The sequence below is a fragment of the Bianquea renquensis genome, assembly GCF_014384895.1.
Lineage (GTDB): Bacteria > Bacillota > Clostridia > Lachnospirales > Bianqueaceae > Bianquea > Bianquea renquensis.
This window is the reverse complement of the sequence record NZ_JACRSQ010000002.1, coordinates 205,596-230,547: the sequence shown is the minus strand read 5'-3', so window position 1 is coordinate 230,547 and position 24,952 is coordinate 205,596. Positions and strand designations below refer to the sequence as shown.

The 24,952-nt window shown below is 44.9% G+C and carries 21 protein-coding genes; all 21 read right to left on the bottom strand.

Features of this window, described 5'->3' with window-relative positions:
• Positions 1–71: 71 nt before the first annotated feature.
• Positions 72–923, bottom strand: coding sequence for an alpha/beta hydrolase (locus H8730_RS02550; protein ID WP_177714556.1), 852 nt, complete (start codon positions 921–923; stop codon positions 72–74).
• Positions 924–939: 16 nt separating this feature from the next.
• Positions 940–2,355: a sugar transferase gene (locus tag H8730_RS02545; RefSeq protein WP_177714555.1), complete on the bottom strand. Its 1,416-nt coding sequence runs from the start codon at positions 2,353–2,355 to the stop codon at positions 940–942.
• Between the two features lie 34 nt (positions 2,356–2,389).
• Positions 2,390–3,376 (bottom strand): glycosyltransferase family 2 protein, encoded by a 987-nt coding sequence (locus H8730_RS02540; protein WP_249289349.1) that lies wholly within the window; start codon positions 3,374–3,376, stop codon positions 2,390–2,392.
• Between the two features lie 11 nt (positions 3,377–3,387).
• Positions 3,388–4,938: a lipopolysaccharide biosynthesis protein gene (locus H8730_RS02535; RefSeq protein ID WP_177714551.1), complete on the bottom strand. Its 1,551-nt coding sequence runs from the start codon at positions 4,936–4,938 to the stop codon at positions 3,388–3,390.
• A gap of 32 nt (positions 4,939–4,970) precedes the next feature.
• The gene (locus tag H8730_RS02530) at positions 4,971–6,023 is read right to left on the bottom strand and encodes a glycosyltransferase family 2 protein (RefSeq protein ID WP_177714549.1); all 1,053 of its coding nucleotides are present in this window, start codon (positions 6,021–6,023) and stop codon (positions 4,971–4,973) included.
• 12 nt (positions 6,024–6,035) lie between these two features.
• The gene (glf, locus tag H8730_RS02525; RefSeq protein ID WP_177714547.1) at positions 6,036–7,136 is read right to left on the bottom strand and encodes a UDP-galactopyranose mutase; all 1,101 of its coding nucleotides are present in this window, start codon (positions 7,134–7,136) and stop codon (positions 6,036–6,038) included.
• Positions 7,129–8,268: a glycosyltransferase gene (locus H8730_RS02520; RefSeq protein ID WP_249289307.1), complete on the bottom strand. Its 1,140-nt coding sequence runs from the start codon at positions 8,266–8,268 to the stop codon at positions 7,129–7,131. The genes glf and H8730_RS02520 overlap by 8 nt, the downstream gene beginning before the upstream one ends.
• 13 nt (positions 8,269–8,281) lie before the next feature.
• Positions 8,282–9,463: an O-antigen ligase family protein gene (locus H8730_RS02515; RefSeq protein ID WP_249289305.1), complete on the bottom strand. Its 1,182-nt coding sequence runs from the start codon at positions 9,461–9,463 to the stop codon at positions 8,282–8,284.
• Between the two features lie 189 nt (positions 9,464–9,652).
• Positions 9,653–10,780, bottom strand: coding sequence for a DegT/DnrJ/EryC1/StrS family aminotransferase (locus H8730_RS02510; protein ID WP_249289304.1), 1,128 nt, complete (start codon positions 10,778–10,780; stop codon positions 9,653–9,655).
• Between the two features lie 13 nt (positions 10,781–10,793).
• Complete coding sequence (locus H8730_RS02505; RefSeq protein WP_249289303.1) at positions 10,794–11,363, bottom strand: N-acetyltransferase; 570 nt, start codon at positions 11,361–11,363, stop codon at positions 10,794–10,796.
• Positions 11,360–12,436 (bottom strand): Gfo/Idh/MocA family protein, encoded by a 1,077-nt coding sequence (locus tag H8730_RS02500; protein WP_249289302.1) that lies wholly within the window; start codon positions 12,434–12,436, stop codon positions 11,360–11,362. Before H8730_RS02500 ends, H8730_RS02505 begins: the two co-directional genes overlap by 4 nt.
• A gap of 14 nt (positions 12,437–12,450) precedes the next feature.
• On the bottom strand, positions 12,451–13,764 hold the full coding sequence (locus H8730_RS02495; RefSeq protein WP_249289300.1) for a nucleotide sugar dehydrogenase: 1,314 nt from the start codon (positions 13,762–13,764) through the stop codon (positions 12,451–12,453).
• A complete protein-coding gene (locus tag H8730_RS02490) occupies positions 13,761–15,020 on the bottom strand; it encodes a glycosyltransferase family 4 protein (RefSeq protein WP_249289298.1) in 1,260 nt (419 codons plus the stop codon). The genes H8730_RS02495 and H8730_RS02490 overlap by 4 nt, the downstream gene beginning before the upstream one ends.
• Positions 15,021–15,041: 21 nt before the next feature.
• Positions 15,042–15,725, bottom strand: coding sequence for a sugar transferase (locus tag H8730_RS02485; RefSeq protein WP_249289296.1), 684 nt, complete (start codon positions 15,723–15,725; stop codon positions 15,042–15,044).
• A 20-nt stretch (positions 15,726–15,745) separates the two neighbouring features.
• Complete coding sequence (locus H8730_RS02480; protein ID WP_249289295.1) at positions 15,746–16,951, bottom strand: DegT/DnrJ/EryC1/StrS family aminotransferase; 1,206 nt, start codon at positions 16,949–16,951, stop codon at positions 15,746–15,748.
• Positions 16,941–18,800, bottom strand: coding sequence for a polysaccharide biosynthesis protein (locus tag H8730_RS02475; RefSeq protein ID WP_249289347.1), 1,860 nt, complete (start codon positions 18,798–18,800; stop codon positions 16,941–16,943). Before H8730_RS02475 ends, H8730_RS02480 begins: the two co-directional genes overlap by 11 nt.
• Before the next feature lie 187 nt (positions 18,801–18,987).
• Positions 18,988–20,076 carry a glycosyltransferase gene (locus tag H8730_RS02470; protein WP_249289293.1) on the bottom strand — a complete coding sequence of 363 codons (1,089 nt, stop codon included), beginning with the start codon at positions 20,074–20,076 and terminating at the stop codon, positions 18,988–18,990.
• Positions 20,073–21,293, bottom strand: a complete 1,221-nt coding sequence (locus tag H8730_RS02465; protein WP_249289291.1) for a glycosyltransferase family 4 protein — start codon at positions 21,291–21,293, stop codon at positions 20,073–20,075. The genes H8730_RS02470 and H8730_RS02465 overlap by 4 nt, the downstream gene beginning before the upstream one ends.
• The gene (locus H8730_RS02460; protein WP_249289289.1) at positions 21,290–22,666 is read right to left on the bottom strand and encodes an O-antigen ligase family protein; all 1,377 of its coding nucleotides are present in this window, start codon (positions 22,664–22,666) and stop codon (positions 21,290–21,292) included. Before H8730_RS02460 ends, H8730_RS02465 begins: the two co-directional genes overlap by 4 nt.
• Before the next feature lie 30 nt (positions 22,667–22,696).
• Entirely contained in the window at positions 22,697–24,109 is a 1,413-nt protein-coding gene (locus tag H8730_RS02455) for a lipopolysaccharide biosynthesis protein (protein ID WP_249289287.1), read from the bottom strand.
• Complete coding sequence (locus H8730_RS02450) at positions 24,102–24,947, bottom strand: LicD family protein (RefSeq protein WP_249289285.1); 846 nt, start codon at positions 24,945–24,947, stop codon at positions 24,102–24,104. Before H8730_RS02450 ends, H8730_RS02455 begins: the two co-directional genes overlap by 8 nt.
• Positions 24,948–24,952 lie beyond the last annotated feature (5 nt).

The window sequence follows — 24,952 nt, the reverse complement described above, 5'->3', positions numbered from 1 at the left end:
AGGACAAAAAAGCCCGTACGGCAGACGGGCTTAAAATGCTAGATTTTTTCACATGAAGCGCAGTACATCCACTACAGGGAACGTCTCTCCTGAAACCATTCATCACTCTCTTCAACCCACGTGGCCACATCCGCCCGAACAGCTGCCTGGGCTCCTTCCGCTGTCTCAGCTGTCGCCAGTGACAGTCCGTGGTAGCCCTTAGGGAAGATATGTAGTGAATAGGGCACCTTATACTGATCGAGCGCCTGCGCGAACAATAAACTATTCATGGGCGGAACGCTTGTGTCCTCCGCTGTATGCCAAATAAACGCGGGAGGCGTCGTCTCATTCACACAAGTTTCCAGAGAAAAGGCATTCCGCGTTTCCTCCCGTTGGATCGCCTCCGCCCCTAACAGCGCCACAAATGATCCCTCATGGGCATACTCCTTCTTTGCTGTGATGACAGGATAGGCCAAAATCATGGCGTCAGGGCGGACTTTTTCACCGCCAAGGCCACATGCCCTCAGTTCTGCACAATCCCACATCGTTCCCATGCTTGCCGCCAAATGTCCACCGGCGGAGAAACCACAGATGACAATGGAATTCGGCTCGATCCCCCATTGAACCGCATTGCTGCGAATGATGTCCATGGACTTTGCCGCGTCCTTCAGCGCCGCTGGGAATCTGGACGGAGCGATGCTGTAATATACCACAAAAGCCTGGTACCCTCTCGCAAGATATTGCATTGCGATGGGCTCCCCTTCCCTTGGGGAGCAGAAGCAGTACGCACCGCCGGGACAGATCAGGATAGCTGGACGGCGCTCCTCCTCTCCACGAAGCGGCTCTTGAAGATACGCCACCAGATAGGGCGTGTACGCAGACGAGGTTTGATCCTCCACGATCGCCTCGCCAGGGTTCCATAAATTAAATGTCTGAATTTGCATAGCTCTCTCCCTTTCTTTAACGCCTCTCAGTGGAGGCGGATTTCTCTTCTTTAGTCTCCGGCTCTTCCGGCGCCTCATCTTCCCTCTCCGCGACAATGACATCGGAAAAGCCCTCCGTGCTCTCTCTCTGAAAAATGACTTTAAACGTCATCAGCAAAAGTTTTAAGTCGAGACTGAAGGAATAATTCTCGATATACATCAAATCTAACTTAAGCTTATCGTAAGCAGTCGTATTATATTTCCCCAGAATCTGGGCGTACCCGGTCAGCCCCCCTTTGACTTTCAGGCGATAGGAGAATTCTGGAATCTTTTTCGAATACATCTCAATAAACTCCGGCCGTTCCGGCCGCGGTCCCACTAAGCTCATGTTCCCGCTCAAAACGTTAAAAAGCTGCGGAATCTCATCAATCCGCAATTTGCGGATAACCCTTCCAACCGGTGTAATCCGGCTGTCATGCTCCGTGGCCAACTGTGCGATCCCTTTTTCTTCTGCATTGGTGACCATACTTCGGAATTTACAGATCTTAAAGATTCGGCCGTCGATGGTGCACCGCTCTTGACGAAACAGGACGGGCCCCCGGTCATAGACTTTAATGCAGACCGCTGTCACCGCCATAACCGGCGATAGCACAATCAGAATCAACAGTGACAAGATGAGATCCAATGCCCGCTTAACAAAACGTTGCTCTAAGGTAAGTCCCATATTTTTGCATAGCAAAAGCGGAGTGTCAAAAAGATGCATCGTATTAGCGCCACGGATGATAATATCCGACAGTTTAGGCGTGATATAGGTGCGGACTGAATGATCAAAGCAAAACTTTAAAAGCTTATTTCGCTCTTGCGTCTTCACGTCACAGATAATAACCGCATCATAGTCCAAAATTCTATTCTGAATTGTCTCCAGGCCCTCTCGGATATGGATGGACGCTTCAATGCGAAACTTGTCCGATCGTGTGCTCATTTTGTGTTCCAGCATTGTTCCCGCCTCATTGCCATAGATAAAAAGCGTTCTGTGGGGCGGATACAAGCTAAAGTATAGGTAACTGGATAGAAAGACCCATATTGCGATGATTCCAACCTGAACCACTGTCATCACAATAAAGGGGAGGACCGCCATCAGTCCGCGCCCAATCAAACTAACCTGAAAATACGTGATCACATTGACGATGAGAAGGGACAGAATCTGGGAATACATGACCTCCGACTTCGTCAGATACCCAACACGGTTCGCCCCATAGATTCTGGAAAAGAAATAGAGCAGCACTAGATAGATTGCGATGTTAAGCCAATTGCCTTTTCCCAGAAAGGGCTGGATGATGATGGTATTGTAGTTGACATGCCATATATAGGCATAGACTAGACTCAGCGACACTAAAATCAATGCGTTTAGCAAGAATGCGATCGTCCGTTTAAATTGTTCTGGTTTATTCATTTGCTGTCCCTCGTTTTTATCAAATCCGCTCAAGCTACCGTTTAATCTTCTTGATATATCTCTTCACTGCATAAAAACAATATATAGACTCCACACGCCCGCGCTGGATAGCTCTTGCTAGGAGCTTCCCCTCTCTATTTTTCAAAGCAGCGTGCGCTGCCGCATATCCCACATCCGGGTCGCTGACCCATTGTCTCAGCCGATGTTTCACTTCCTTTTTAGGTAAGGGTGAGGACCAGATCATATTCTGCATCGCGCGAAAACAATCGCACAGAAAGACATTACAGAGGCCGGTTTTGTCAGCATTCTCACCGATATAATCTTGACAAAATGTGGAGGCTGCTCTATACAGTCTTTTCCCAATGGCAAAATAATCATCTCGATAGCGCATGGTTAAAGATGAGGGACTATCCCACTGATAGTGGTAATAGCATGTATCGATGCAGCGTATAGACTGAGCGTTCTTCATATAGTCTAAAACGAATATCAGATCCTCACCCAGGGAAAGCGACACATCAAATTCTCTGTCAATTCGGTCTCGGACAAACACTTTATTCCATACACAATGAATCAAATAGGAATCATACAAAGTGGAAAAGTCTTCGCGCAGTTCCCCTTTCGATGCATAGCGCCGCTTCCCCGGCCGAATTTGCGCTGTGGGTTTCTGGTGTAGAAAATAGCCGAATATAATAAGATCCGAAGGTTCGCGGTTCATCTCTCTCATTACCTCTTCACATGCTGTTAATTCGAGAGAATCATCGCTATCCACAAACATAATATATGGACTTGTCGCGAGCCGCAAGCCAGTATTTCGGGCGGCGGATACACCGGCGTTTGCCTGGTGAACGACACGGACTCTGGAATCCGCAGCCTGGTAGGCGTTGCAGATTGCGCCCGAGTCATCCGTTGAACCATCGTCAATCAGCAAAATATCCAGGGAGGGATAGGACTGATGGATCAACGATTCAACGCACATCTTTAAATTCTTGGCATTATACACCGGTACAATGATGCTAATCATACTCAATTTGATCACCCCTGACTATGATGGCATTTCTTCCAAACAGTTGAACCAATCCCCTTCGCGATACTCCAATAATATTGAAAGGCATCCGTTCTGTGAAAGCAAAGGGCTAACACCCCATTGGGCACAAAAATGCATGTTAGCAAACGAACCGCAATGCCGAGTATCCCATTTCCCGGCAAAAGGCTACAGATCCCCCATGTCAAAAGGGCCAACAGCACTGTAATCCCCGTGTAGCAGACCACGCGATAAAAATAGTGCCGCAGTGGTTTCGAGGGAAATCCCCTGCGATACAGGATATACGGCTCGATCCAAAAGCTCGTCAGCAAAGTGCTGACAACCGTCCCGGCAAATACACCGGAGATTCCAAAGGGCTTCGCCAACAGGATGGACGCGACAAGATTCAGGATGACCTCTGCAATTGGCTTATACCGGTCATACCAGAACAATCCCATGGCATCGCGAAACATTAAAACCGTTTTGCGGAGTCCCGTCAGATAGAACTTGATTCCTAAAATGATGACTGTGGAGACGGGCAGCCAAAAATTCTCCCCAAGCCAAAGCTCCACAAAGGGCTGTATTTCCAACAGCAGTGTGATGGTGCAGAAGGCCATCATCCAAAAATTGGCAAATAGGATCCTCTGAAAAACACAGTAGGATTGCTCCTCCCCCTCGCTCACATTGAGGTTTCCAACCGTGGCGGTAATCGAGCTAAAAATCTGTGCAATAATGGTATTTAGAGAACCTAGCACCATATAATAATTGTTGTACAGTCCAACCCAGCTCATCCCAACGAGCATGGAGATCAAAATATTATCGGTACTGCTGATCATCACATCGCCAATCTTGTGGTAGACAAGGGCGCGCAAATTTTTAAAGATGCTGTGCTTGCTCTCCTGATCGAGGGGGATCCCCTGCCTGTGACGAATATATGGATACAACTGATCCGCTCTGCGCGAAACCAGGAGATTTTCCACCACCGTGTTGAGGACCTGCGCCATCATATAAAAAAGAAAGCTTCCTGTGAAAATCAGCAGCAACACCTGCACAACATTCAGCACAAAATACAGAACCTGCTTATATAAAACCAAAATATAATTCTTTTGATCTGCTAAGATAAGAGAGCGCTTATAAGCCCATAAATATGATATGACCGAATTGGCTAGATACAGAAAATAAAATTGATTTACATTTGCGATATTCTGCGGCTTCTCCGCCCCCATAAAGATATCAAGGAACGGATATATGGCGATCCCTGCAACAAGTACCACAAGGGCAATCAATTTATAGGCCTTTGAATAAAAGCCCATCAGGGCCTGGATCTTTTGCGTATCCCGCTTCGCCAAGGGTTCATATAAACTAAATACCATCGCAGAGCCCATGCCCAGCTCCGCCAGGGACAGGACCGAAATGATATTCGTAAAAAGGCCATTTAGATCGAGATATTCTCGCGCTAGAAAGAGAACAAAGATTTTTCTTGTGATAAAGCCAATGATCAGATTTGCAACTTGCCCAACTAAAACAAATGAAATATTTTTTATAGAATTTTCTTTTCTCATCCGTAACCTTCCCTCGTATTATGCCGTGTCTGCTAGCGATTGGCTTTCACAGTGGAAAAGAGCTTCGTATTATGCCTCTTCACGAAGGAAATAGAACTCCCCATAATTTTTGAAAGTGGGACGCTTTTCCAGCGTATGGGAAGCAGTGCGCCTTTCATTGCCATTGACCGCGGCCTTGCTCTCTTTAATGCCTTTGATACTTCCGGATTGTGCAGCATGGTCCGTATCAAATCGCTTTTTTCCGCCCCTGAGAGAGTGCAGCTTTGATTCATCACATTCTCAATGCATCCCACCAACCGTTCAATATATCGTCTCGCCAGCATCTCACAGCTAGCCTGATCCGCAACATGCCAATAGCGGTACAACCCCTTGAGCCAGCGATTTTCCTCTTCCCTCTTTTCATATAAATCCGGTCTGTACATGGCCGTCTCCGATTCCTGTCTCGCTCGGAGAAAGTGATAGTACTGTTTGGACGTGACCGAAACCCGCTCGATATCCCGTATCACCATGAGGTTGAAGGGAAAGTCGTCCCAGTAGGTCTGAGGAAAGCGTATATTGTGCTCCATAACATACTCGCGGAGATATAACTTATTCCAGGGGGTATATAGCAGATTCTCATCAAAAAGCTTATACGCCGCCCGCCGAAAAGGCTCCGCACTTTGATACACCGCATCCTCACATTTCTTGTCCTGCACATGGATCTTGGTATCGCCATCGTAGGTGTCAATAAAATATCCTGAAACCACCAGCTGGGAGGCGTTGGCCTCAGCCAGGGTAACCATATCTTCCAGCATCGTTGGCTCCGCCCAATCGTCCGAATCCAAGAAATACAGATATTTTCCCGTAGCCAGCTCCATCGCTGTATTTCGCGCGCTGGGCGCACCCCCATTTTCTTTGTGGATCACTCGAATCCTCGCATCCTTCAGCGCATACGCATCGCAAATCTCCCCGCTTTGGTCAGGCGACCCATCGTCCACTGCAAAAAATTCAAAATCCGTCAATGTCTGACCCAAAAGACTCTCGATGCAGCGCCCAACAAACTTCTCCACTTTATAAACTGGCATGATAACACTTACCATCGGCATATAACCATCTCCTTACTCGCCGAACTCTTTTTTTACCGCGTCTAACGCGCTGCCGATAATCTGATGCATATCAAAATACCGGTACGTGCCCAATCTCCCCCCAAACAATACATTCTGTTCTCGGTCTGCCAACACCTTGTAGCGCTGGTATATCTGGGTATTGCGATCATTATTGACAGGGTAGTACGGCTCATCTCCCGCCTTCCACTCTTTGGAGTACTCCCTTGTGATCACCGTTTTCGGCTGCGCGCCGAATTCAAAGTGCTTATGCTCAATAATCCGGGTATACGGAGTTTCTGCATCGGTATAATTGACCACCGCGTTGCCCTGATAATTCTCCATATCCAGTATCTCCTGCTCAAACCGGAGGCTCCGATATTCTAGCACGCCACATTGAAAACGGAAATACTCGTCAATCATGCCTGTGAAAACAATGTTTGACGCGCACTGCCTGAATTCGTCCTGCCGGTCAAAAAAATTCGTATTGAGCAGGACCTCGCTGCCTTGCAACATTTTTTCCACAATCTGCGTATATCCCCCAATGGGGATGCCCTGATACCGGTCATTAAAATAATTATTGTCGTAGGTAAACCGTACAGGCAACCGCTTAATGATAAAAGATGGCAATTCCCTGGCACTTCGCCCCCACTGTTTTTCTGTGTAGCCCTTTACCAGCTTCTCATAGATATCGGAGCCGACGAGAGAGATCGCTTGCTCTTCAAGATTCGTAGGCTCCTCAATTCCGGCGGCCTCTCTCTGCTTGGCAATGACCTTCTGCGCTTGTTCCGGCGTGATAACGCCCCAGAGCTGGTGAAAAGTGTTCATGTTAAAGGGTAAGTTATAAATCTCTCCTTTATAATTGGCAATGGGGGAATTGGTATATCGGTTAAAGGTTGCAAACTGGTTGACATACCTCCAGATCGCCTCCTGGTTTGTATGAAAAATATGGGCACCATACCGGTGAACCTGAATGCCCTCTATTTCTTCCGTGTAGATATTGCCGCCAATGTGGGACCGTTTATCGATGACGAGACAACGCTTTCCACGCTTTGTGGCCTCGTAGGCAAAGACCGCCCCATAGAGGCCCGCTCCTACAATAAGATAATCATACATGGGAATTCTCCTTTTCCTTTATGATTTGACTGTAAATTTCCTCTAGAGACCGGATCCCCTGCTCCAACGAATAGCCCTTGTCCACCATCTCCTCATGCCTGGAATATCTCGGCGAGTGTAATGTCCGGTTCATTTCTGACGCCCACACGGTGGGTGATCTGTGTATACTGATAAAGTGCACAAGATCCGTCAGCGCCGACGCTTTTGTGATCGCATCGCTGAGATAACAGGGCAGCCCTGCTGTCTGGGCTTCAACCGCTACAAGGGGAAACCCTTCAAAAAGCGAAGGTAAAACCAATGCATCCATGGCTTGATAAAAGTCCTGCGGATTCGGCTGATATCCTAAAAAAAGAATCTTGTCCGATAGTTTTGCCTCCTGAGCTCGAGTCTTTATCTCGCTCTGTAACTCTCCCGTGCCAAGCAAGAGCAGACGGGCATTGGAATTCAAAGCTAAAAACGCTTGAAATATTTCCAGCAGAAAGCGATGATTTTTAACTGGCATAAAATTTCCGACATGCCCTAACACCACGGTATCCGCCTCGACATTTAGCTCCCTTCGCACTTTTGTGCGAACCGACTCATCGTATTCGAATGTATGGATATCAATCGCATTTTTTAAGATATGCACCCTTCCTGACTTGACAACATCTCCAGGAAACATCCAGGCGGCCGCCTCCAAAGAGCAGGCGCCAAAATAGTCCGTATTCCGCTTTAGCATAGGTTTGCATATCCTGTGGAGAAATGTATACACGACCTCCCGCGTTCGATTCCGGTCGTGATATCCGCTGCTATGAGAATGGACCAGCACAGGTACCTTTTCCCTTCTCCCTGCAACGGCCGCCACCGCCAATAAAGCGGTGGAGATGTTCAAATGGATGCAGCCGTAGGTGCGACGCCGCAAAATTTTCCGGATCTCCCGGTAGCAGCGAACCGGGTGCTTAAAGGATGGAATATGGTAAACTGTTGCACCTGCCTGCCTCAATTCCGCTTCAAAGGGAACGTCAGAAGCGCTGGTCAAGAAATCCATGGAGAATTTTGTTCGATTCAACAGTCTGAAATTTTCCATCATATACCTCTCGACCCCTCCATAGCTTCCGGTCAAAAACCCGGCCAATATGCGAACGTCGCCCATACTCCGCCTCCCTTCACTGCCTCTGCTTTTCCTTGCTAAAGTGAACTAAATATCCTAGACACGACCAGAAAAAGAACGCGCCAACTGAATTGATAAACAGTATTTCCGTTAGAAAACATGCGGATATGCCGATTGCGGTCACGGTTACCGCTATGCACAGACTGAAGGGGAAGTCTTCATACGCCGTTTTGCCCCAGCGCTTGAAGATCCACACCGCCATATATCCAATAAAGCCCAGCATACTGAGCAGGCCCAACACGCCGGTTTCTACTAAAAGATCCAAAAATACATTGTGCATGGCGACATAATTTTGAGTTGCGATATACGTATCCGGGAGCACAGCCTTCGCATAGGGCAATAAATTTCTGGGCGACGTTCCAAAGAATGGCGTTGTTTTCCATACTTCCATTCCGCTAAACCAAATCTTAAAGCGACCGCTTGTAAAATCAGCGGTTGATAGGTCACGCCCTATATAGTGATCCGCTGCTTCTTCCACATCAACCGCAAGCGTATCCTCTACATGGGCAAGACACGCGCGGTATAAGAAAAACAGTATCCCTATGATGAAAGCAGCCAATATAACAGATATAAAAATTCTCCAATATCTTTGCCGAAGTGCATTTCCCCTAACAAATCGTTTATACACCCAGAGGGCAAGGCCCATAACCATACAGATCAGCAATGAAAGTATAGCGGTTCTAGAACCGGACAAAAAACAGTATGTGCACTGAACGAGTACATTCACCGAGAAAAAAAATCGCGACGGCAGATAAGAGGAATGCTGCCAAAGATAGGAAGAAAAGAAAATCGCTATCACCGCAAACATAGCGCCATAATTGGGATCTGTATATTCTCCGTACAGGCGTCCAGCATACACCCCCCTGATAATCGTACCTCCTAATCCCTCTGATACCTGTTCTATATGCAGGACCGCCATGATCAGAGCAATCAAAGAGGTTATAAAGATTAGGATGGAATACAGACGCATAAGAAGAACTGCTTCTCTCTTATAGTAGGAATCCTCTACCGTATCATCCACTGTATAGAGTAAAAAAAATTGAAGCAGCAGCCAGATAAAACTCTTTATATTTCCTATTATACCATATTTTAGATTAATCATACAAGAAACAAGATAGATGCCCAAAAATATGGTTAAGAATACGATCCCTGGCATTGTAAATAACCGTTTCCGCACGAGTCCCCAAAAAATAAGAGCGCCTCCCACTATCGCTAGAATAGATGCGAGTAAGGAAACATTCTGACTGCTAAAGTTAAGAAAGGATAAGATAAGTAGACAAACATATGCACATTTGAATATCGTGATGCTTTTGATTCTCTTATCAGCCATAGCTGTCATCTCAATCCCTCTTTCTGGGCGTCCCCATCATCTCGTTATAAAACTTTGTATTGCGGTTGAAACTCTGATAATCTCTTCTTCGCTCATGTATGGATGTATTGGCAAAGACAGCACCGTACTGCATAATCTGTCCGTAACAGGGTACTCCATTCCGTCTTGAATGTGTTGAAACGCTGTCTGGCAGTGCATAGGCTTCGGGTAATATACCATAGAGGGTATTTCTTGCTCTTTAAGATACGCTTGCAGTGCATCGCGCTCACTCTTATTCCCCAGTTGAATTGTGTATTGAGCCCAGCTTGATACATATCCTTCCGGGACCATGGGCTGTATCACTGTATCTGGCAAAAGTCTGCGGTACTGCTCCGCGACACGATTGACTTCGCGGAGTTCATATTGGTTGAAAGCCTCAAATTTGACTAACAATATTGCCGCCTGAATCGTATCAAGTCTAGAATTCATACCGATTCGTATATTATCGTATTTATCTGTTCCTTTTCCATGAACTCGCAGAGAACGAAGGATCTGCGCCCATTCATCGTGATCGGTAAAAATTGCTCCTCCATCTCCATAACAGCCCAGCGGTTTGGCGGGAAAAAAGGAAGTCGTTGCCATATCGCCAAAGCTACACGCCTTCCGATCATCAATACGACCTCCAAAGCCTTGTGCGCCATCCTCCAGCAGAAGTAATCCATACTGAGTAACGATTTTTCGAATCCTTTCATAATCAGCCGGCTGACCGAATAGATCCACCGCCACCACAGCCTTTGGTGTGAGAGAAGTTCTTTTCCTCGTTTCAAGAATTGCTACTTCTAGTTTGTGTGGATCTAAATTATACGTACTCATATCAACATCAACAAAAATTGGAGTAGCGCCCAGCGCAGCCACGACCTCCGCCGAGGCAAAAAAAGTAAAATCTGGGACGAAGACCGCATCCCCCTTTTGTACACCCCAGGCCATAAGCGCTAGAAGTAAAGCGTCGGTCCCATTGCCGCACGAAATACAATGCTTGACTCCTACATAGTCAGCCAAAATTTCTTCCAACTCAAGAACTTGCTTCCCCATGATATAGTGTCCATCGGATACAGCCTGAATCATAGCAGAATTCATTTGCTTTTCCAATACCTGATACTGCTTCCGTAAATCTCGAAATTCCATGTATTCCTCCACCTTATTCCTCAATTTGGAAAAGATTTGAGCCAACGCTTTTGTATGCTCTATGACAATGAGGACATACCAAATCATCCTGCAATTTCGCGCCACATACGCAGACCCAGCCGACCCGCCTTGCCGGAACATTCGCCATCAACGCATATGGTTCTACATTTTTTGTGACAACAGCTCCTGCTGCAATCATGGCATACTCTCCGATGGTAATGCCACAGACAATTGTGGCATTCGCCCCTATGGTGGCTCCCCTTTTAACCAGGGTCTTTTTATAGCCAGCGCTTCCCTTCGGATACTGGCTTCTAGGAGTTAAATCATTGGTAAAGACCATAGACGGTCCGCAAAAAACATAGTCCTCCAGCTCCACACCTTCATAAACTGATACGTTATTCTGAATCTTCACATGGTTTCCAATCTTAACATGGCTGGATATATTGACATTTTGACCCAAACTACAATCTGCTCCAATAACAGCACCCGATTGTATATGACAAAAATGCCAAATCTTTGTTCTGTCTCCTATTTCCACCTGTCCATCAATATAGCTGCTTTCGTGTACGAAATACGTATTCATTTAGGGAATCGTCCAATCCAATCTTCTGTGCTTGCCGCCGCGAGGGGAAGTGAAATCGGCCTTTTCTCCTGCGCGGATTTATAAATGGCCAGAACTAACTCCAACGCCCGCTTGCCCGCATAGCCATCAACATACGGCGCACGGTCCTGCAAAACCGCATCGATCACATCCCGATATAATGGGGTATGCCCAAAGCCATAGACATTCGGTGGATCTTCCTTAAACGCCTCTTTGATCTGATCTGCGCTATCCTCTCCATCGGCAAATCTCCACTCGTCGATTCGATTGACCGATTTCCCACCAGCCTTGACAGTCCCTCTCTCGCCAAAAAGATATAGGGTTTCCTCTAAATTTTGGGGATATATATCGGTTGTCCCTTCAATAATACCGTAACTTCCATTCTGGAACCTCACCAACGCAATGCCGAGGTCTTCCGCCTCTATATATGGATGATTCAGGCGATCCGTATACGCAAAGACTTCCGCTACCGCATCCCCCATCATCCACCGGAGCAGATCAATGTTATGGATGCACTGATTCATAAGGGCGCCTCCATCTTGCTCCCATGTTCCCCGCCAAGGTGCTTGGGAGTAATACTGCGGCCCTCGATTCCATCGAATATGAGCCGTTCCATAAAACATACGGCCGAAGCGCCCCTGCTCCACAGCCTCTCGGATCTTTTGAATGGATTTATTGAATCGATTCTGATGACATGCGCACACCTTGACATTTTTTTCTTTTGCCAATTGAAGAATCTGGTCTGCGTCCCGTAATGACAGTGCAATCGGCTTCTCAATGATCACATTGCATCCATGGCGGATACAATCCACTGCTATCCTGGCATGATTTCCGCTTTCAGTCGCAATGGCGACAAGAGTCGGGGTTTCCTCTTCTAACATTTCAAGGTAATCTGTATATTGCTTGACCTCTTTCGGCAGATGAAAGGTTTCCACCTTGTTTTCCATATGCGAAGGTACGACGTCACACACCGCTGTGATCTCCAGATCATTCGCCATGGCCGCGGCTATATGATTGTACGATATCCGTCCACATCCGATCAAAGCATATTTCATAATCTCAGCATCCTTTACAGCAAGATAATATTTTTGCGATCTACGATAGCCTTCATGGCATTCTTGGTATCGAATACCCAGCGAGAATTTTGGGCAACCACCTCATAATCGATGGCTGTATGTGCCGTGGTAATGACTGTCAGATCAAAGGATTTCAAAATTTCGGCATCGAGTCTTTCTAGCCCCCTTCGCTCGACCCCTTTATATCTATAGGACGGAATAAACGGATCATAGTACTCCGTCTCGGCTCCAACCTTTTCAAAGCATTCGATCACTTTCAGCGCCGGACTCTCTCGGTAATCATCAATATCCTGCTTATAGGCCACCCCTAACACCAACACCTTAGCTCCATTTAAAGCCTTTCGATCCTGATTTAAGATTCGGGCCGCACGGTCAACACAGTATTCCGGCATCCTGTCATTGATCATCATGGAACTTTCAATCATGGACGTATGAAAACCGTACTCCCTCGCTTTCCAGGAAAGATAATATGGATCAAGGGGAATGCAGTGCCCGCCCAGACCCGGTCCAGGATAAAAAGCTTGAAATCCATACGGCTTCGTCTTCGCCGCGTCCACGACTTCCCAGATATTAATGCCCATGCGATCACATAACATCGCCAATTCATTCACAAGCCCGATATTGACATTGCGATACGTATTCTCTAAAATCTTCTCCATCTCTGCCACCGCTGGAGACGATACCTCATAAATACCTCCATCGAGTACAGCCCGATACATGGCGCCGATGACTTCCGTTGCATCTCTGCCAATGGCTCCGATAACCTTGGGGGTATTCTTTGTATGGTAGACGAGATTACCTGGGTCAACGCGTTCCGGTGAGAATCCTAGATAAAAATCGTCGCCACAGCGCAGTCCTGATCCCTCTTCAAGTATGGGTTTTATTAACTCTTCTGTCGTCCCCGGGTAGGTTGTTGATTCTAAGACAACCATTGTCTCTTTTTTGAGATATTTTGCGATGTTGATGGCGCTATTTTTTACATAGCTGATATCCGGCTGTTGATGTGCGTCCAAAGGTGTTGGCACACAGATTGCAATAAAATCTACATCCTGGATAAATGAAAAATCTGTTGTTGCGGAGAGCACACCATCGCGCACCAGCTGCACCAAATCTTTATCTACAACATCCCCGATATAATTATGGCCCTCATTGACCATACGCACTTTTTCCGGCTGGACGTCAAATCCAATGGTTTTAAAGCCTGCTTTTGCTTTTTCAACAGCTAAGGGTAAACCGACATACCCTAATCCAATTACACCGACCACAATGCTGCGCTCCTCAATCTTTTTTAATAATTTTTCTTTCATTTTGTGCAACCTTCCTTTTTCGGCGTTATAATGGCAATTAACTTATCTGTCAACCGTTTATAGTCATATGCTTTTGCTGCGCGGCGCGCATTTTGACAAATTGTTTCGTATTCTTTTGGGTCCATTTCGGCATACCGAATCATCTCGTTGGCTATATCTGCTGGGGCCTGGGTAGTCATCGTCGTCCCTGCCCCATAGCGTTTGATGATATCATATCGAACTTGCAAATCGGATAACACGGGTTTGCCGCTAGCTAAATACTCAAACAATTTATTCAAACTGCTTCCAAAACGCATAATCGCGGTCTGCTTAACCTGAATAAAATTTAAATCTCCACAGGATATAATAAATGGTATATACTTTTTCTCAACAAACCCCTTAAAAATGATGTTATCCAATTTTTCTCTTTTACAGCGCTGTTCCAAACTAGCGCGCTCGTCTCCATCCCCATATACCAATATCTTAATATTTCCTCGATTCATCCTCTTAAGTTCAGCAGCTGTATCGACCAGGGTACCCAATCCATTCACCAGGCGTATGGATCCACAATAGATTACCTTGAATGTATGTGCATCGGTTAAATCCGAATCTTGAATTTGAAAATGATCCTTGTTATATTCAAATGCTTTCAAATCGACGCCATTATTGATGTGGTGAATTTTGGAGGGGGGGACAGCCGTATCCCACCCCTTTTCTTTAATATATTGTTTGCCGCCAGCCATAGAGAAAATGATCCCATCTGAGCGCATGTACATTTTCTTTTCGCGGTGATATAAGTAGCGAATCACTGGATTATTTTTTGAAAAACCTAAGTATTCCACTATTGACTCCGGCCATAAATCCCGTACATCCACATAAAAAGGAATCTTATTGTCTCGACAAAAATAATAGATGGGAGAGTAATTGATGCAGTTTGCCTCCGCTATAATTACATCCGGAAGTGGAAATTTCTGTCCTATGAGCCTGAATTTAACAGCAAACTGCAGCAGGTTTAGAATTCTCCAGACAGTCCCACGATCATGGTAATCGCAACATTTTATATGAATAAAGGGAATGCCATCGTATTTCTGCATCCGATACTGTGTGGACGTGTTCCGCATCAGATTGACATTCGTATTGTGTATGGTACTCGCCGACACAATCGTAACCTCATATCCCTTTTTTTGAAGATAGTACGCGTGCTTCAATGTTTTTTCTCTCATCTCATAAGCCGGCGGCATTGCATAGTGACTGACAAACCAAATTCTCTTCACCATCGGTTGATCCTTCCTAAAATCTTATTTATGAAACAGCGCAAAAACTGTGTGAATGATCACTTTCAAATCTTGAAAGACAGAAAATTCGTTTAGATACGCTAAATTATATTTCATCTTCTCAGGCAGGACACAGCGAATATAGACTTCATCTGCTTTGTCAGCCTTGGACAGTATTTTTTCTTCGTCCTTATATTGTATACTTGCCTCAGAGGTCACGCCTGCAGGCAATAGTAACGTCGCTTTCATTTCATCCGTATAGCATTTCACGTAGTGAATCACCTCGGGCCTGGCGCCGACCAATGTCATATCTCCCTTTAGGATATTGATGAGCTGTGGCAACTCGTCCAATCTGTATTTTCTGAGGAAACCGCCGACCTCAGTGACTCGTGCATCGTTTTTGGTTGTTACAAGAGTTCCTAGCCGTTCCGCGTCATTCACCATAGTCCGAAACTTATAAATCGTAAAAATTCTCCCATATTGCGTCACCCGCTTTTGACGGAATAATATAGGCCCCTCTGAGGTTGTGGCGATTAAAATACTAATGATAAGCATAACGGGAAACAATATCACCAATAGGCAAAACGAAATTCCTATGTCAAATCTGCGCTTCCATCGCAATTGGTTTTTCTTATTTTTTAAACCAACGTAGTATTGGTATACTTGCTGATTTTGCATGGCGTGCGGCAGTTCATTCCACTTTTTCAACGGGTCGCGCCTCCATCCATCTATAATCCAATTCTTTGGATAATTTCTGTAAATTCATCAATTACAAATTCAACCTCTTCATCGGTCAATTTCGTATGCAGGGGAAGCGTTATCTCATTTTCAAACTGACGGTATGAATTGGGATACTCATCAATAGAAAAACCCATTCGTCTATACGCGGTATGCATCGGCAATGGCTTATAATGGACATTCGTGGAAATGCCTTTGCTCGCCATATCCTGAATCACCCGATCCCGAATCTCACGCTGTTGTCCCTCCATCCGAACAAGGAATAAATGCCCGGAGCTCGTTGATGAGCTGGTGTAATGGGGTGCAAATTGAAGGTTTCTTTCTCCAAGACCCACAAGATACCTCGATATGATTTTACGGCGTTTTTCTAACATCTCTGGATATCGCGCAAGCTGAACAAGACCTATAGCGGCAGTCACATCCGTCATATTACATTTATACCCCGGCAGCATAATGTCATACTCCCATGCCCCCAGCTGCGTTTTCGCCAGCGCATCCTTTGACTGACCATGCAATGAGTACAGCATGTACTGCCGGTATAAGGCATCACTGTCAATTTCGGTAATATGCCGCCAAGTGACAGCGCCGCCTTCGCCTGTTGTCAAGTTTTTCACTGCATGGAAAGAGAAGCAAGTAAAATCCGCTATGTTTCCGCAGGTAAGGCCCTTTCTTGTTGCTCCGAATGCATGGGCCGCGTCTGCAATCACTATAATTCGATTAAATTTTTCCTGCATCGCATGACGGGGAATAAATATTGGTTTCTTCTGCTCGACGATAGAAAAAATTCTATCGTAATCGCACAGTATTCCGCCTAGATCAACTGGGATAATGGCTTTTGTCTTCTCCGTGATTGCTTGCTCAACTTGGTCATAATCCATCTCATAGGAATCTTTCTTAACATCCACAAGAACAGGCCTCGCCCCAACATGGCATATGACACTGACCGTCGCAGTATAGGTATATGCTGATGTGATAACCTCGTCGCCGGGCCCGATACCCAGTATACGCAAAGTCAACTCTAGAGCGGCCGTTGCAGAATTTAAACAAACTGACTTTTCCGTTCCACAATATCTCGCAATCTCATCTTCGAATCGCTTCGTCCTCTTTCCTGTCGTAATCCATCCAGATCGCAGTGCGTCGGCAACTTCCTGGATCTCCAATTCTGTGATATCCGGGGGTGAAAATTCAACTTTCATGTTCTTCTCTCCAATTCAGAATCTGTGACGTATTTAAATCGCGATTGTGATCGAAGGTAGGCACCAGTACCTTAAGCCAATCTAAAATTTGGCCCTTGTCATTGTGATCGGCGGCCTCCTTTAAACCACATAAATTGTGCAAAAATTCGTCTTCCTGGATTTTGATCTGTTTTCCAATAAAGATCCGTTTATGGTTGGTCTGTTTGAGTCCCTCCTCATTCATAAGGAGCTCTTCGTACAGCTTTTCACCTGGCCGCAGCCCCGTGAATTGGATCTCAATATCTTTGTATGGCTCAAAACCAGACAATCGAATCAAATTCTCTGCCAGGGTTAAAATATGCACGGGCTCTCCCATATTTAAAACGAAGATTTCGCCGCCCTTCGCCATATGGCCAGCCTGCAGAATCAAAGACACCGCCTCGGGTATTGTCATAAAGTAACGAATAACATCCGGGTGCGTGACCGTTACCGGGCCTCCGTTATCAATCTCTCGCTTAAACAATGGGATAACTGACCCGTTTGAACCTAAAACATTACCAAATCGAACTGCCACAAACTCTGTCTGGGTCCGTTGCTGTGCCATGTATTGTACAATCATCTCACAGCATCGCTTCGTCGCTCCCATGACATTCGTCGGATTGACCGCCTTATCCGTAGAAATGAGGACAAACTTTTGAGCTGCATATTCATTGGATAATGATGCGACTATGAATGTGCCCATGACATTATTTTTGACTGCCTCTTCGGGATTTGTCTCCATGAGAGGCACATGCTTATGCGCCGCCGCATGAAAAATGATCTCGGGCTTATACGTTTGAAATAGGCACTCCATTTTGCTACGATCTCGAACAGAAGCAATCTCAATACACAACTGCAATCGGTTTCCATACCGTTGAATTAGTTCTTGCTGAATGTCATATGCATTATTTTCATATATATCAACAAGAATCAATTTCTTAGGATTATATTTTGCAATCTGCCGGCATAGCTCAGATCCAATCGATCCCCCTCCGCCTGTAATCAAACAGACTTTTTCTTGAATATACGCTTGAACGGATTGGTCGTCAAAAACCACCGTCGCTCGACCTAAAAGATCCTCGATCTTCACCTTGCGGGCTTGCTCAAATAAGCCTGCACCCGAATGAAAGACGATTTCATGGATAAATGGCAGCGTCTTGACCTCACAGCCTGTTGTAGAACAAATGCTCAGGATCTCCTTACGCCTCTCTTCCCCGCAAGAGGGAATCGCAAATAGAATAACGTCGACCCTATATTTTTTGCACAGTTGCGGAATTCTGTCACTAGGCCCTTCAATCGGCACCTCATTGACTCTTCGATTGATTTTATTGGGATCATCGTCAACAAAACATACGGGGATATAACCGGTTTGGCTTGTCCTAGTCTCCCTAAAGACATGAATCGATGCTGTCCCTGCTCCTATAATGAGCAACCGCTTCGCCACGGCAGGTTGATTTTCACATTTTGTTATATTTCCCTTTCGGACCTTGTACTGTAAATACCGATACAGAACCCTAAGAAAGATGATAGCATTGGCATTGAGTAGCATAAAGAAAATACAAGCAACCCCACCATATCTCGGCTCTGCTACAAATACATCACATATAAAGAAAACGACACCCGAAAATAAACATATACATCCTAAGCGAAAATAGTCAAGAACCTCCGCATATCTCCATAAAATTGTATAAATACCCATAACTACAAAGAGGGTCTCTTGCAACACTATCACAAAAATTAAAATTCCAATCTGTCGTAAATTCAAGGTATAACCAAATAGCAATGAAATAATAGCAAAGACGACTAGAACCACAGCTACATCGGCCCCCATCATGAGGCACTTTCGACTATTTAATTTCACATTAACACCTGCTAGCTTCTCCTATATAGGATATTCTGATCATAATCCAGACATAAATATTAGTATTATAACACTGTCCATTTACAAAAAAAATGAAATTCTCCAAATGTAATAAAATATTAAGACTCTAGAATATTAATTTTATGATACGTACCGTCTACTTTTGGCTCCTATAGATCCTTTCATATCGCTTAACCATACATCGTATATCATACTTTTCCGCTCGTTTTCTCGCATTGGCTCCCAACAATTCGCGCAGAGTTCTGTCCTGTAGTGTGATCATGTTAGCGGCAAGGGCCTGTACGTCTCCGATATCCACTAGATATCCTTCTACGCCATGAGTCACAATATCGACAACCCCCCCCGCCTTAGTTGAGACAACAGGAAGATTCATTGCCATCGCTTCTAACATAGATAGAGGTAACCCTTCGTAGTCCGACGCCATCACAAAAACGTCGCATGATGACAGATATTGCTTTACATCACTGGTCTCACCGGTCAATATAACCGACTCCTGTAGTCCCAGTTGGTTAACTTGTGCGCAAATCTGGTCTTCTAATTCACCGCCGCCCACCAGGTACAGCTTTGCATTCGCTATCTGTGACTTCACAGATGCAAACGCCTCTATCAACATGGCATGATTTTTTTGTGGTGAAAAACGAGCGACACAGATATATCGAGTCTCTAATGATTCAACTATTTTTTTCTCTCTTTGATAGAGCATTGTATCGATTCCGTTACAGATAAGGGGAATCTTTTTGCTTGGCAGCGCATATTGCTCCTGTATCGTTTTCTTCACTTGGGGCGAAATTGCAATCGGATGGGTCCCGCTGTGATGATAGGCCCACCGCATAATTTTTCTATGCATTGCCGGAAGTTCCCTTTCTGCCACATTGTGAATCGTATGAAGACGAACCGGAATGCAACAACACAAATTCGGAATGACCGCATAAATCCCAGCGTATAAATGGGTGTGAACCGCGTGTGGCTTCAATTTTCGAAATAATGCTACCAGCTTATAAAGCATACGCAGATCAAATCCCGGCTTTTTATTTAGATAATAAATCGGGATGTTGTGGTCACTGCAAAAGGTTCTATAGATCTCCGCTGTCTGCTCCTTGGAATATAGAGACACAAGTGATACTTCAAACTCCGAGTGATCTATATATCTTACAATATCCATCACTAAACGTTCTGCACCACCGCTGCCCAGCGTTGGAATCATCTGAACAACTCTTGTTTTCATGGTCTTCTCCTTTTGGACATGCTAGGCTTTCGAAAATACCGTAAAAGCCTCTGTGTATTTAGTTCGTTATTAAACTCCTTAGACACCCGTTCTCTACCCTTTTGCGACACGGCAGCATAAAATTCTTGATCCTCCTTTAGGCGCAGCAATGCCTCAACAATTGCAATCGGACTTTTTTGCTCAATCATAATACCCGCCCCTTTGGACAGAAGCTCTGGGATCCCGCCCGTATTGGTCGATATGACCGGGATCTCATACGCCATAGCCTCCATGAGACTGACTGGAATCCCTTCATGCTCTTGCGCCGATAATGATAAGCTTGGCAGTAGAACCGCGTCATATCGTCGCTCCTCATACGCCTTTAACAATTTTTTATTTTCAATATATCCTCCTATTTTGATCCAATCCTGTAGACCTTCCCGCACGATTTGGTTTTCTATTGACTCTCTCAGGTCTCCCTCCCCCCAAAAAGTACAGTCAATATCCCGGATATTCTTTTGTTTTAAAATGCGAAACGCTTCCACAACATACCGATGTCCTTTAACCTTTACAAAAAAAGCAGGCATACAAACATGAAAAATCGTATTTTGATGCTTCCTCTTCGTTTTCTGAAGAGAAGGGATCTGGATACCTAAATGGATACACATTACTTTTTTCCTGTCCTCCTCTGATATGAGTGGCAAAATGTGCCGCTTCCCCCTCTGATCAATGGTGCGTAGGAAACAAGCCGTTTCTATTTTTTTTCGAACGGCATTATTCTCGTATATATCCCACCGATGGCCAGTCATCCCCCAAGGAATCCCTGTGATAGCCGATACAATATAGCCAACGGTTGAAACTGTGGCCAGCCAATGGGAGTGAATAAAGTCGATGGTGCCATCTTCTGACAAATATCTGGCCACCGCTAGCGCTTTCGGAAAAAAATATAAATTTTTACACGCTTTTGCAAAAGAACCGGCTTTCGACAGCATGTTCCAGCATGCAGTCAAAGAGCGAACCGGATTTTTCACAAGGGTCTGAACCGCGCCAACATAACATCTCAATCCGTGAGCCGAGCAGCGAAAGACTGTGTATCCCGGAACCTCCAGGTCCGTTCCCGGGCGAATGGGAATGATCGTGATTCGATGCCCCATCGCTTGCAAAGCGTCAATTTCATTCAGGACAAAGGATTCTCCCTTGCCATATGGGGTTAAGGATGTCAGATATATGATATTCATCTCGCGCCTCCCAGGCGAACCGGCTGGCGTTTTTCCTTTTCCTGTACATCAGCCGACAAACAATACGCCACAAACGGAATGCTGAGCCCATAGGTCAAAACCGGAATCGATACGCAGGCAATGGCCAACCCTGCGATAATCAGCACCCGGCTATACTCTTTTCTTCGAATACAACCGATAACCAGCCAGAGATAGCAGCCTCCATAACAGACCGCGGCCAGTATTCCTCCGTCGTGTAAAACCGTCATAATCTGAGAATCGCCTAAAAACTCTCCTTCTACCGGTGCCGGTCCAACTCCGATTATGGGGTGTTCTGCTATAATATCTGAAACGTCGGCCATATTTCCCGTTTCTTCTGAGTCGAGGATATCTGTGGTATCCGGTTCTCTGTCTTGTGTATTGGTTAAATTTCCATACCGGCTGTCAAAAGCCTCCAAGGGGTTTAAATAATATCCATAATAGTACGAAACTTGGCTTTTCAATCCGATTGCTATGGCAATGACAGCCGCTAGCACTGCGACAGCGACTGTGGCGATGGCATAGGGAACAAATCTTCGCAACAATCTCCTTCGCTCAGAGCTGACGACGAGACAAACTGCGAATATCACTAAAAGAATCAGAATTCCCAGCATAACCGTTTTGCTAAAAGCTAAAAATCCTAGCATAAGGGTCATAGAAAATAGAAGAATCCACTTCCAGCTGAAGGGCTGGTTTACCTGTCCCATAATAATGCCGCAGGACAAAAGGACAATGGACGCCAGAACTAACGGCGAATAGCTCGCCCCAAATGCTCTAGAAAAATACTGTACCTCAATCATGTCATTCAGAGGTCCCTGTTTCCCTGGATATGCATACAACACGCTTAAAATATCACGTCCCAAAGTAAACGATGCAAACTGAATCACGGTAAAAACCATATTGATAGCGGTTATAATGCCAATCCCGTAAACCATAATCCGCCACCGCTGTGAATCATTCGGTATCTGTTTGATGAATATACTGAGACAGAGAACACCGAGTACATATTGGGCCAATCCGATAAAGTGAACGATATCCGTTCCCTTTGGATTCCCATTTAGAAGCCAACCTAGGGCTGTCACGAGAATCGCACCTACCATACAGGCACCGTATCGCAACTGTAGCTTTTGCAATTTCCATCCTGTCTTAACAAGCTCGATAATGGCAAAACAGACTAAGAGTGCCGTAATGCAGTATGCTGAGTTGAAACCAGCCTCTCCGATTCGCAGCACTGGCAGACAGCAATAGCCTATTGTGGCGAGAAAGATGAGCCCCTCTCGTTTTTGTTTCCGATAGCAATAGCATAAAGATAAAAGAAAAAAAAGTATTATACAGTCATTCATGATCCAAGCCATATTCTATAACCCCCACGATCCAATATTACTCTAATTCGTTCTATTTTTTGCTTTACTCTTAAGCCCTTTTAACAACCTTACTACAATATCCCGGTATAAAAAGGCAAACACTATGACGATGATAACCGCAAACAAAATATTAACCACCGTCCCCTGTGTCAAGTACAGAAACCATGCCACTCCAAATATTAGAACCGGCAGGATGATTTTTCCCCATTTCAGATGGTAGGCAAGAGACCGGCGCAGAAAAAATATGCGGAACGCGATATTAACCAGAAAACCGCACAACAAAGAGACATTTGCGGCTTGGATGCCAATCTTGCCGATAAAAGCATGCAAAATTCCTACATTGACAACTGCACCGGCCAGTGTCGATACAAGTATAACCTTTGTCTCTTTTTCTGCACAAAAAATATTTCCGATGAAGCTGCTGAAGATACTAGCCCCTGTAGCAAGCAGATACAGAGGAATAAACGTAAATGCTTCCTCATACTCGGGAGCAACCATAAAGGGAAAAACTACCTTCACCACCGGTATACATAGAACGATTCCTATTAGTAAAAACTGTATATAATAATCGGATGCCTCACTATAGAATGAAGCCCTATCTCCATCGCTTCCTTTGGCATATACGAGCTCCTGCCAAGCCATATTAAAACATGTGGATACCAAGGACAGAACTGACGTAAATCTTGCCGCAACACTGTAGATGCCATTGGCGCTGAGTCCAAGTTCATTGGATACACCTACACGATTATAACTGGTCAGAAACCAGAAACACGCGGAATTGACCGATAAAGGTATAGAATAGCGCAGCATACTCTTTAACAACTCCCAATCGAACAATTGAACTGAGAGATGCCGGAACAGATGGATTCGCCCCTCCAAGATCAATATCTGAACCACTAGACCAATGATCATGGCAATATACAGCGAATTTAATGTCATGTTCAATCCCAGAATCATGATGATATTCGAAAGGAAATTAACTAGACTGCCAACAATACCAGATATGACAAACGTTGTATTGTATTCCAGCCCTCTGGCTATTGATGTATAAATATTTTGTAACATTGTAAAAATGCCATAGAAAAAAATTAGGATGAGGCACTGGATATCGCTGGTCAGTCCCAGAACGACAAAGAGCAATGTATATAATACCACTGAACCGCCGAAGATCAATAACCCATTGAAAATAGCCTTATACTTACCCCTAATCTCATAGTAATCAAACATATACCGCATAATACTAGTCCAGATTTCCATGCAGATAACGGGAATCAAAATATTCAAGTATGAGGTCGAAAGGTCATAGTATCCCATAGCCTCCGTACTGATCCGGTAGGTGTATAACGGCAGTAGAAAGAAGGACATTATTTTGGTCAATACATTTCCTATGAAATAGACGATCGATGACTTAAAAAAATGTTTTATGCTACTCATTCCGCCTGGCACCTTCTCCATTCCTGTGTTGTTTCCACCATGCCCGGAAGGAATGTTGCGGTATTCGTGCTGCCTCCGGCGGCAATTGCATATAATCTCCATAAAGGCTTTGCAGACATTCCTTGTATCCTGCGGGAACTCGAAAGGAGTGGCCTTCAAAGTCCATCCAAGTATCCCCCTCCAATACATGCCGGCTTACAATCTCTCTCTTTCCATCGCCATATGCAGTAACCGCTATCTCTTTACTGCTAGCGAAATCATATTTTTTTGAGCATTTCTCTAAGCTTTTGCATATTATTCTATGGTCCATATTTCGAAATATATAGTAAAACAGAGTTTGACGAATTTTTCGTATCACACCAGCATCAGGGTTAAATTCATGAATGCAATAGTAAAGAATTTTCTTCTTCAACATCGTTCGAAAAAAGAAGAACTCCCTCTGTAGCTTGCCAGATGGAACCCCATCAACAGGGAATATATCAATACAGACGCCTGATCGAAACTCCTCTCGGAAATTGCGCTCCAATCCCTCTGTACGGGTGTCAATCAACTTATAAAAAGGAAAGACACATCGTTTTGAATTCCTGTAATCGCAAAGCTTCAGATGAGGACCAACCGGCTCTTTCTGTATAAGTAAAAACAGGCGCTCATAATCAGGCCTTGCCATAATCACATCGACATCGTCATCCCATGGAATAAATCCTTTATGTCGAACAGCTCCCAATAATGTTCCAGCGTAAAGATAGTAGCGCAGAGCATGCTTATCACAATACTCAGCGAAATCGATGAGTATATCTAATTCCAGCTTTCGTAACTCATGAAATTCTATTTCTTCCACTGTAT

Excerpts from the sequence above, each read along its gene's own strand:
- H8730_RS02550 (WP_177714556.1), bottom strand. The coding sequence starts at position 923 with ATGCAAATTCAGACATTTAATTTATGGAACCCTGGCGAGGCGATCGTG.
- H8730_RS02545 (WP_177714555.1), bottom strand. The coding sequence starts at position 2,355 with ATGAATAAACCAGAACAATTTAAACGGACGATCGCATTCTTGCTAAAC.
- H8730_RS02540 (WP_249289349.1), bottom strand. The coding sequence starts at position 3,376 with ATGATTAGCATCATTGTACCGGTGTATAATGCCAAGAATTTAAAGATG.
- H8730_RS02535 (WP_177714551.1), bottom strand. The coding sequence starts at position 4,938 with ATGAGAAAAGAAAATTCTATAAAAAATATTTCATTTGTTTTAGTTGGG.
- H8730_RS02530 (WP_177714549.1), bottom strand. The coding sequence starts at position 6,023 with ATGCCGATGGTAAGTGTTATCATGCCAGTTTATAAAGTGGAGAAGTTT.
- glf (WP_177714547.1), bottom strand. The coding sequence starts at position 7,136 with ATGTATGATTATCTTATTGTAGGAGCGGGCCTCTATGGGGCGGTCTTT.
- H8730_RS02520 (WP_249289307.1), bottom strand. The coding sequence starts at position 8,268 with ATGGGCGACGTTCGCATATTGGCCGGGTTTTTGACCGGAAGCTATGGA.
- H8730_RS02510 (WP_249289304.1), bottom strand. The coding sequence starts at position 10,780 with ATGGAATTTCGAGATTTACGGAAGCAGTATCAGGTATTGGAAAAGCAA.
- H8730_RS02505 (WP_249289303.1), bottom strand. The coding sequence starts at position 11,363 with ATGAATACGTATTTCGTACACGAAAGCAGCTATATTGATGGACAGGTG.
- H8730_RS02500 (WP_249289302.1), bottom strand. The coding sequence starts at position 12,436 with ATGAAATATGCTTTGATCGGATGTGGACGGATATCGTACAATCATATA.
- H8730_RS02495 (WP_249289300.1), bottom strand. The coding sequence starts at position 13,764 with ATGAAAGAAAAATTATTAAAAAAGATTGAGGAGCGCAGCATTGTGGTC.
- H8730_RS02490 (WP_249289298.1), bottom strand. The coding sequence starts at position 15,020 with ATGGTGAAGAGAATTTGGTTTGTCAGTCACTATGCAATGCCGCCGGCT.
- H8730_RS02480 (WP_249289295.1), bottom strand. The coding sequence starts at position 16,951 with ATGAAAGTTGAATTTTCACCCCCGGATATCACAGAATTGGAGATCCAG.
- H8730_RS02475 (WP_249289347.1), bottom strand. The coding sequence starts at position 18,800 with ATGGGGGCCGATGTAGCTGTGGTTCTAGTCGTCTTTGCTATTATTTCA.
- H8730_RS02470 (WP_249289293.1), bottom strand. The coding sequence starts at position 20,076 with ATGAAAACAAGAGTTGTTCAGATGATTCCAACGCTGGGCAGCGGTGGT.
- H8730_RS02465 (WP_249289291.1), bottom strand. The coding sequence starts at position 21,293 with ATGAATATCATATATCTGACATCCTTAACCCCATATGGCAAGGGAGAA.
- H8730_RS02460 (WP_249289289.1), bottom strand. The coding sequence starts at position 22,666 with ATGGCTTGGATCATGAATGACTGTATAATACTTTTTTTTCTTTTATCT.
- H8730_RS02455 (WP_249289287.1), bottom strand. The coding sequence starts at position 24,109 with ATGAGTAGCATAAAACATTTTTTTAAGTCATCGATCGTCTATTTCATA.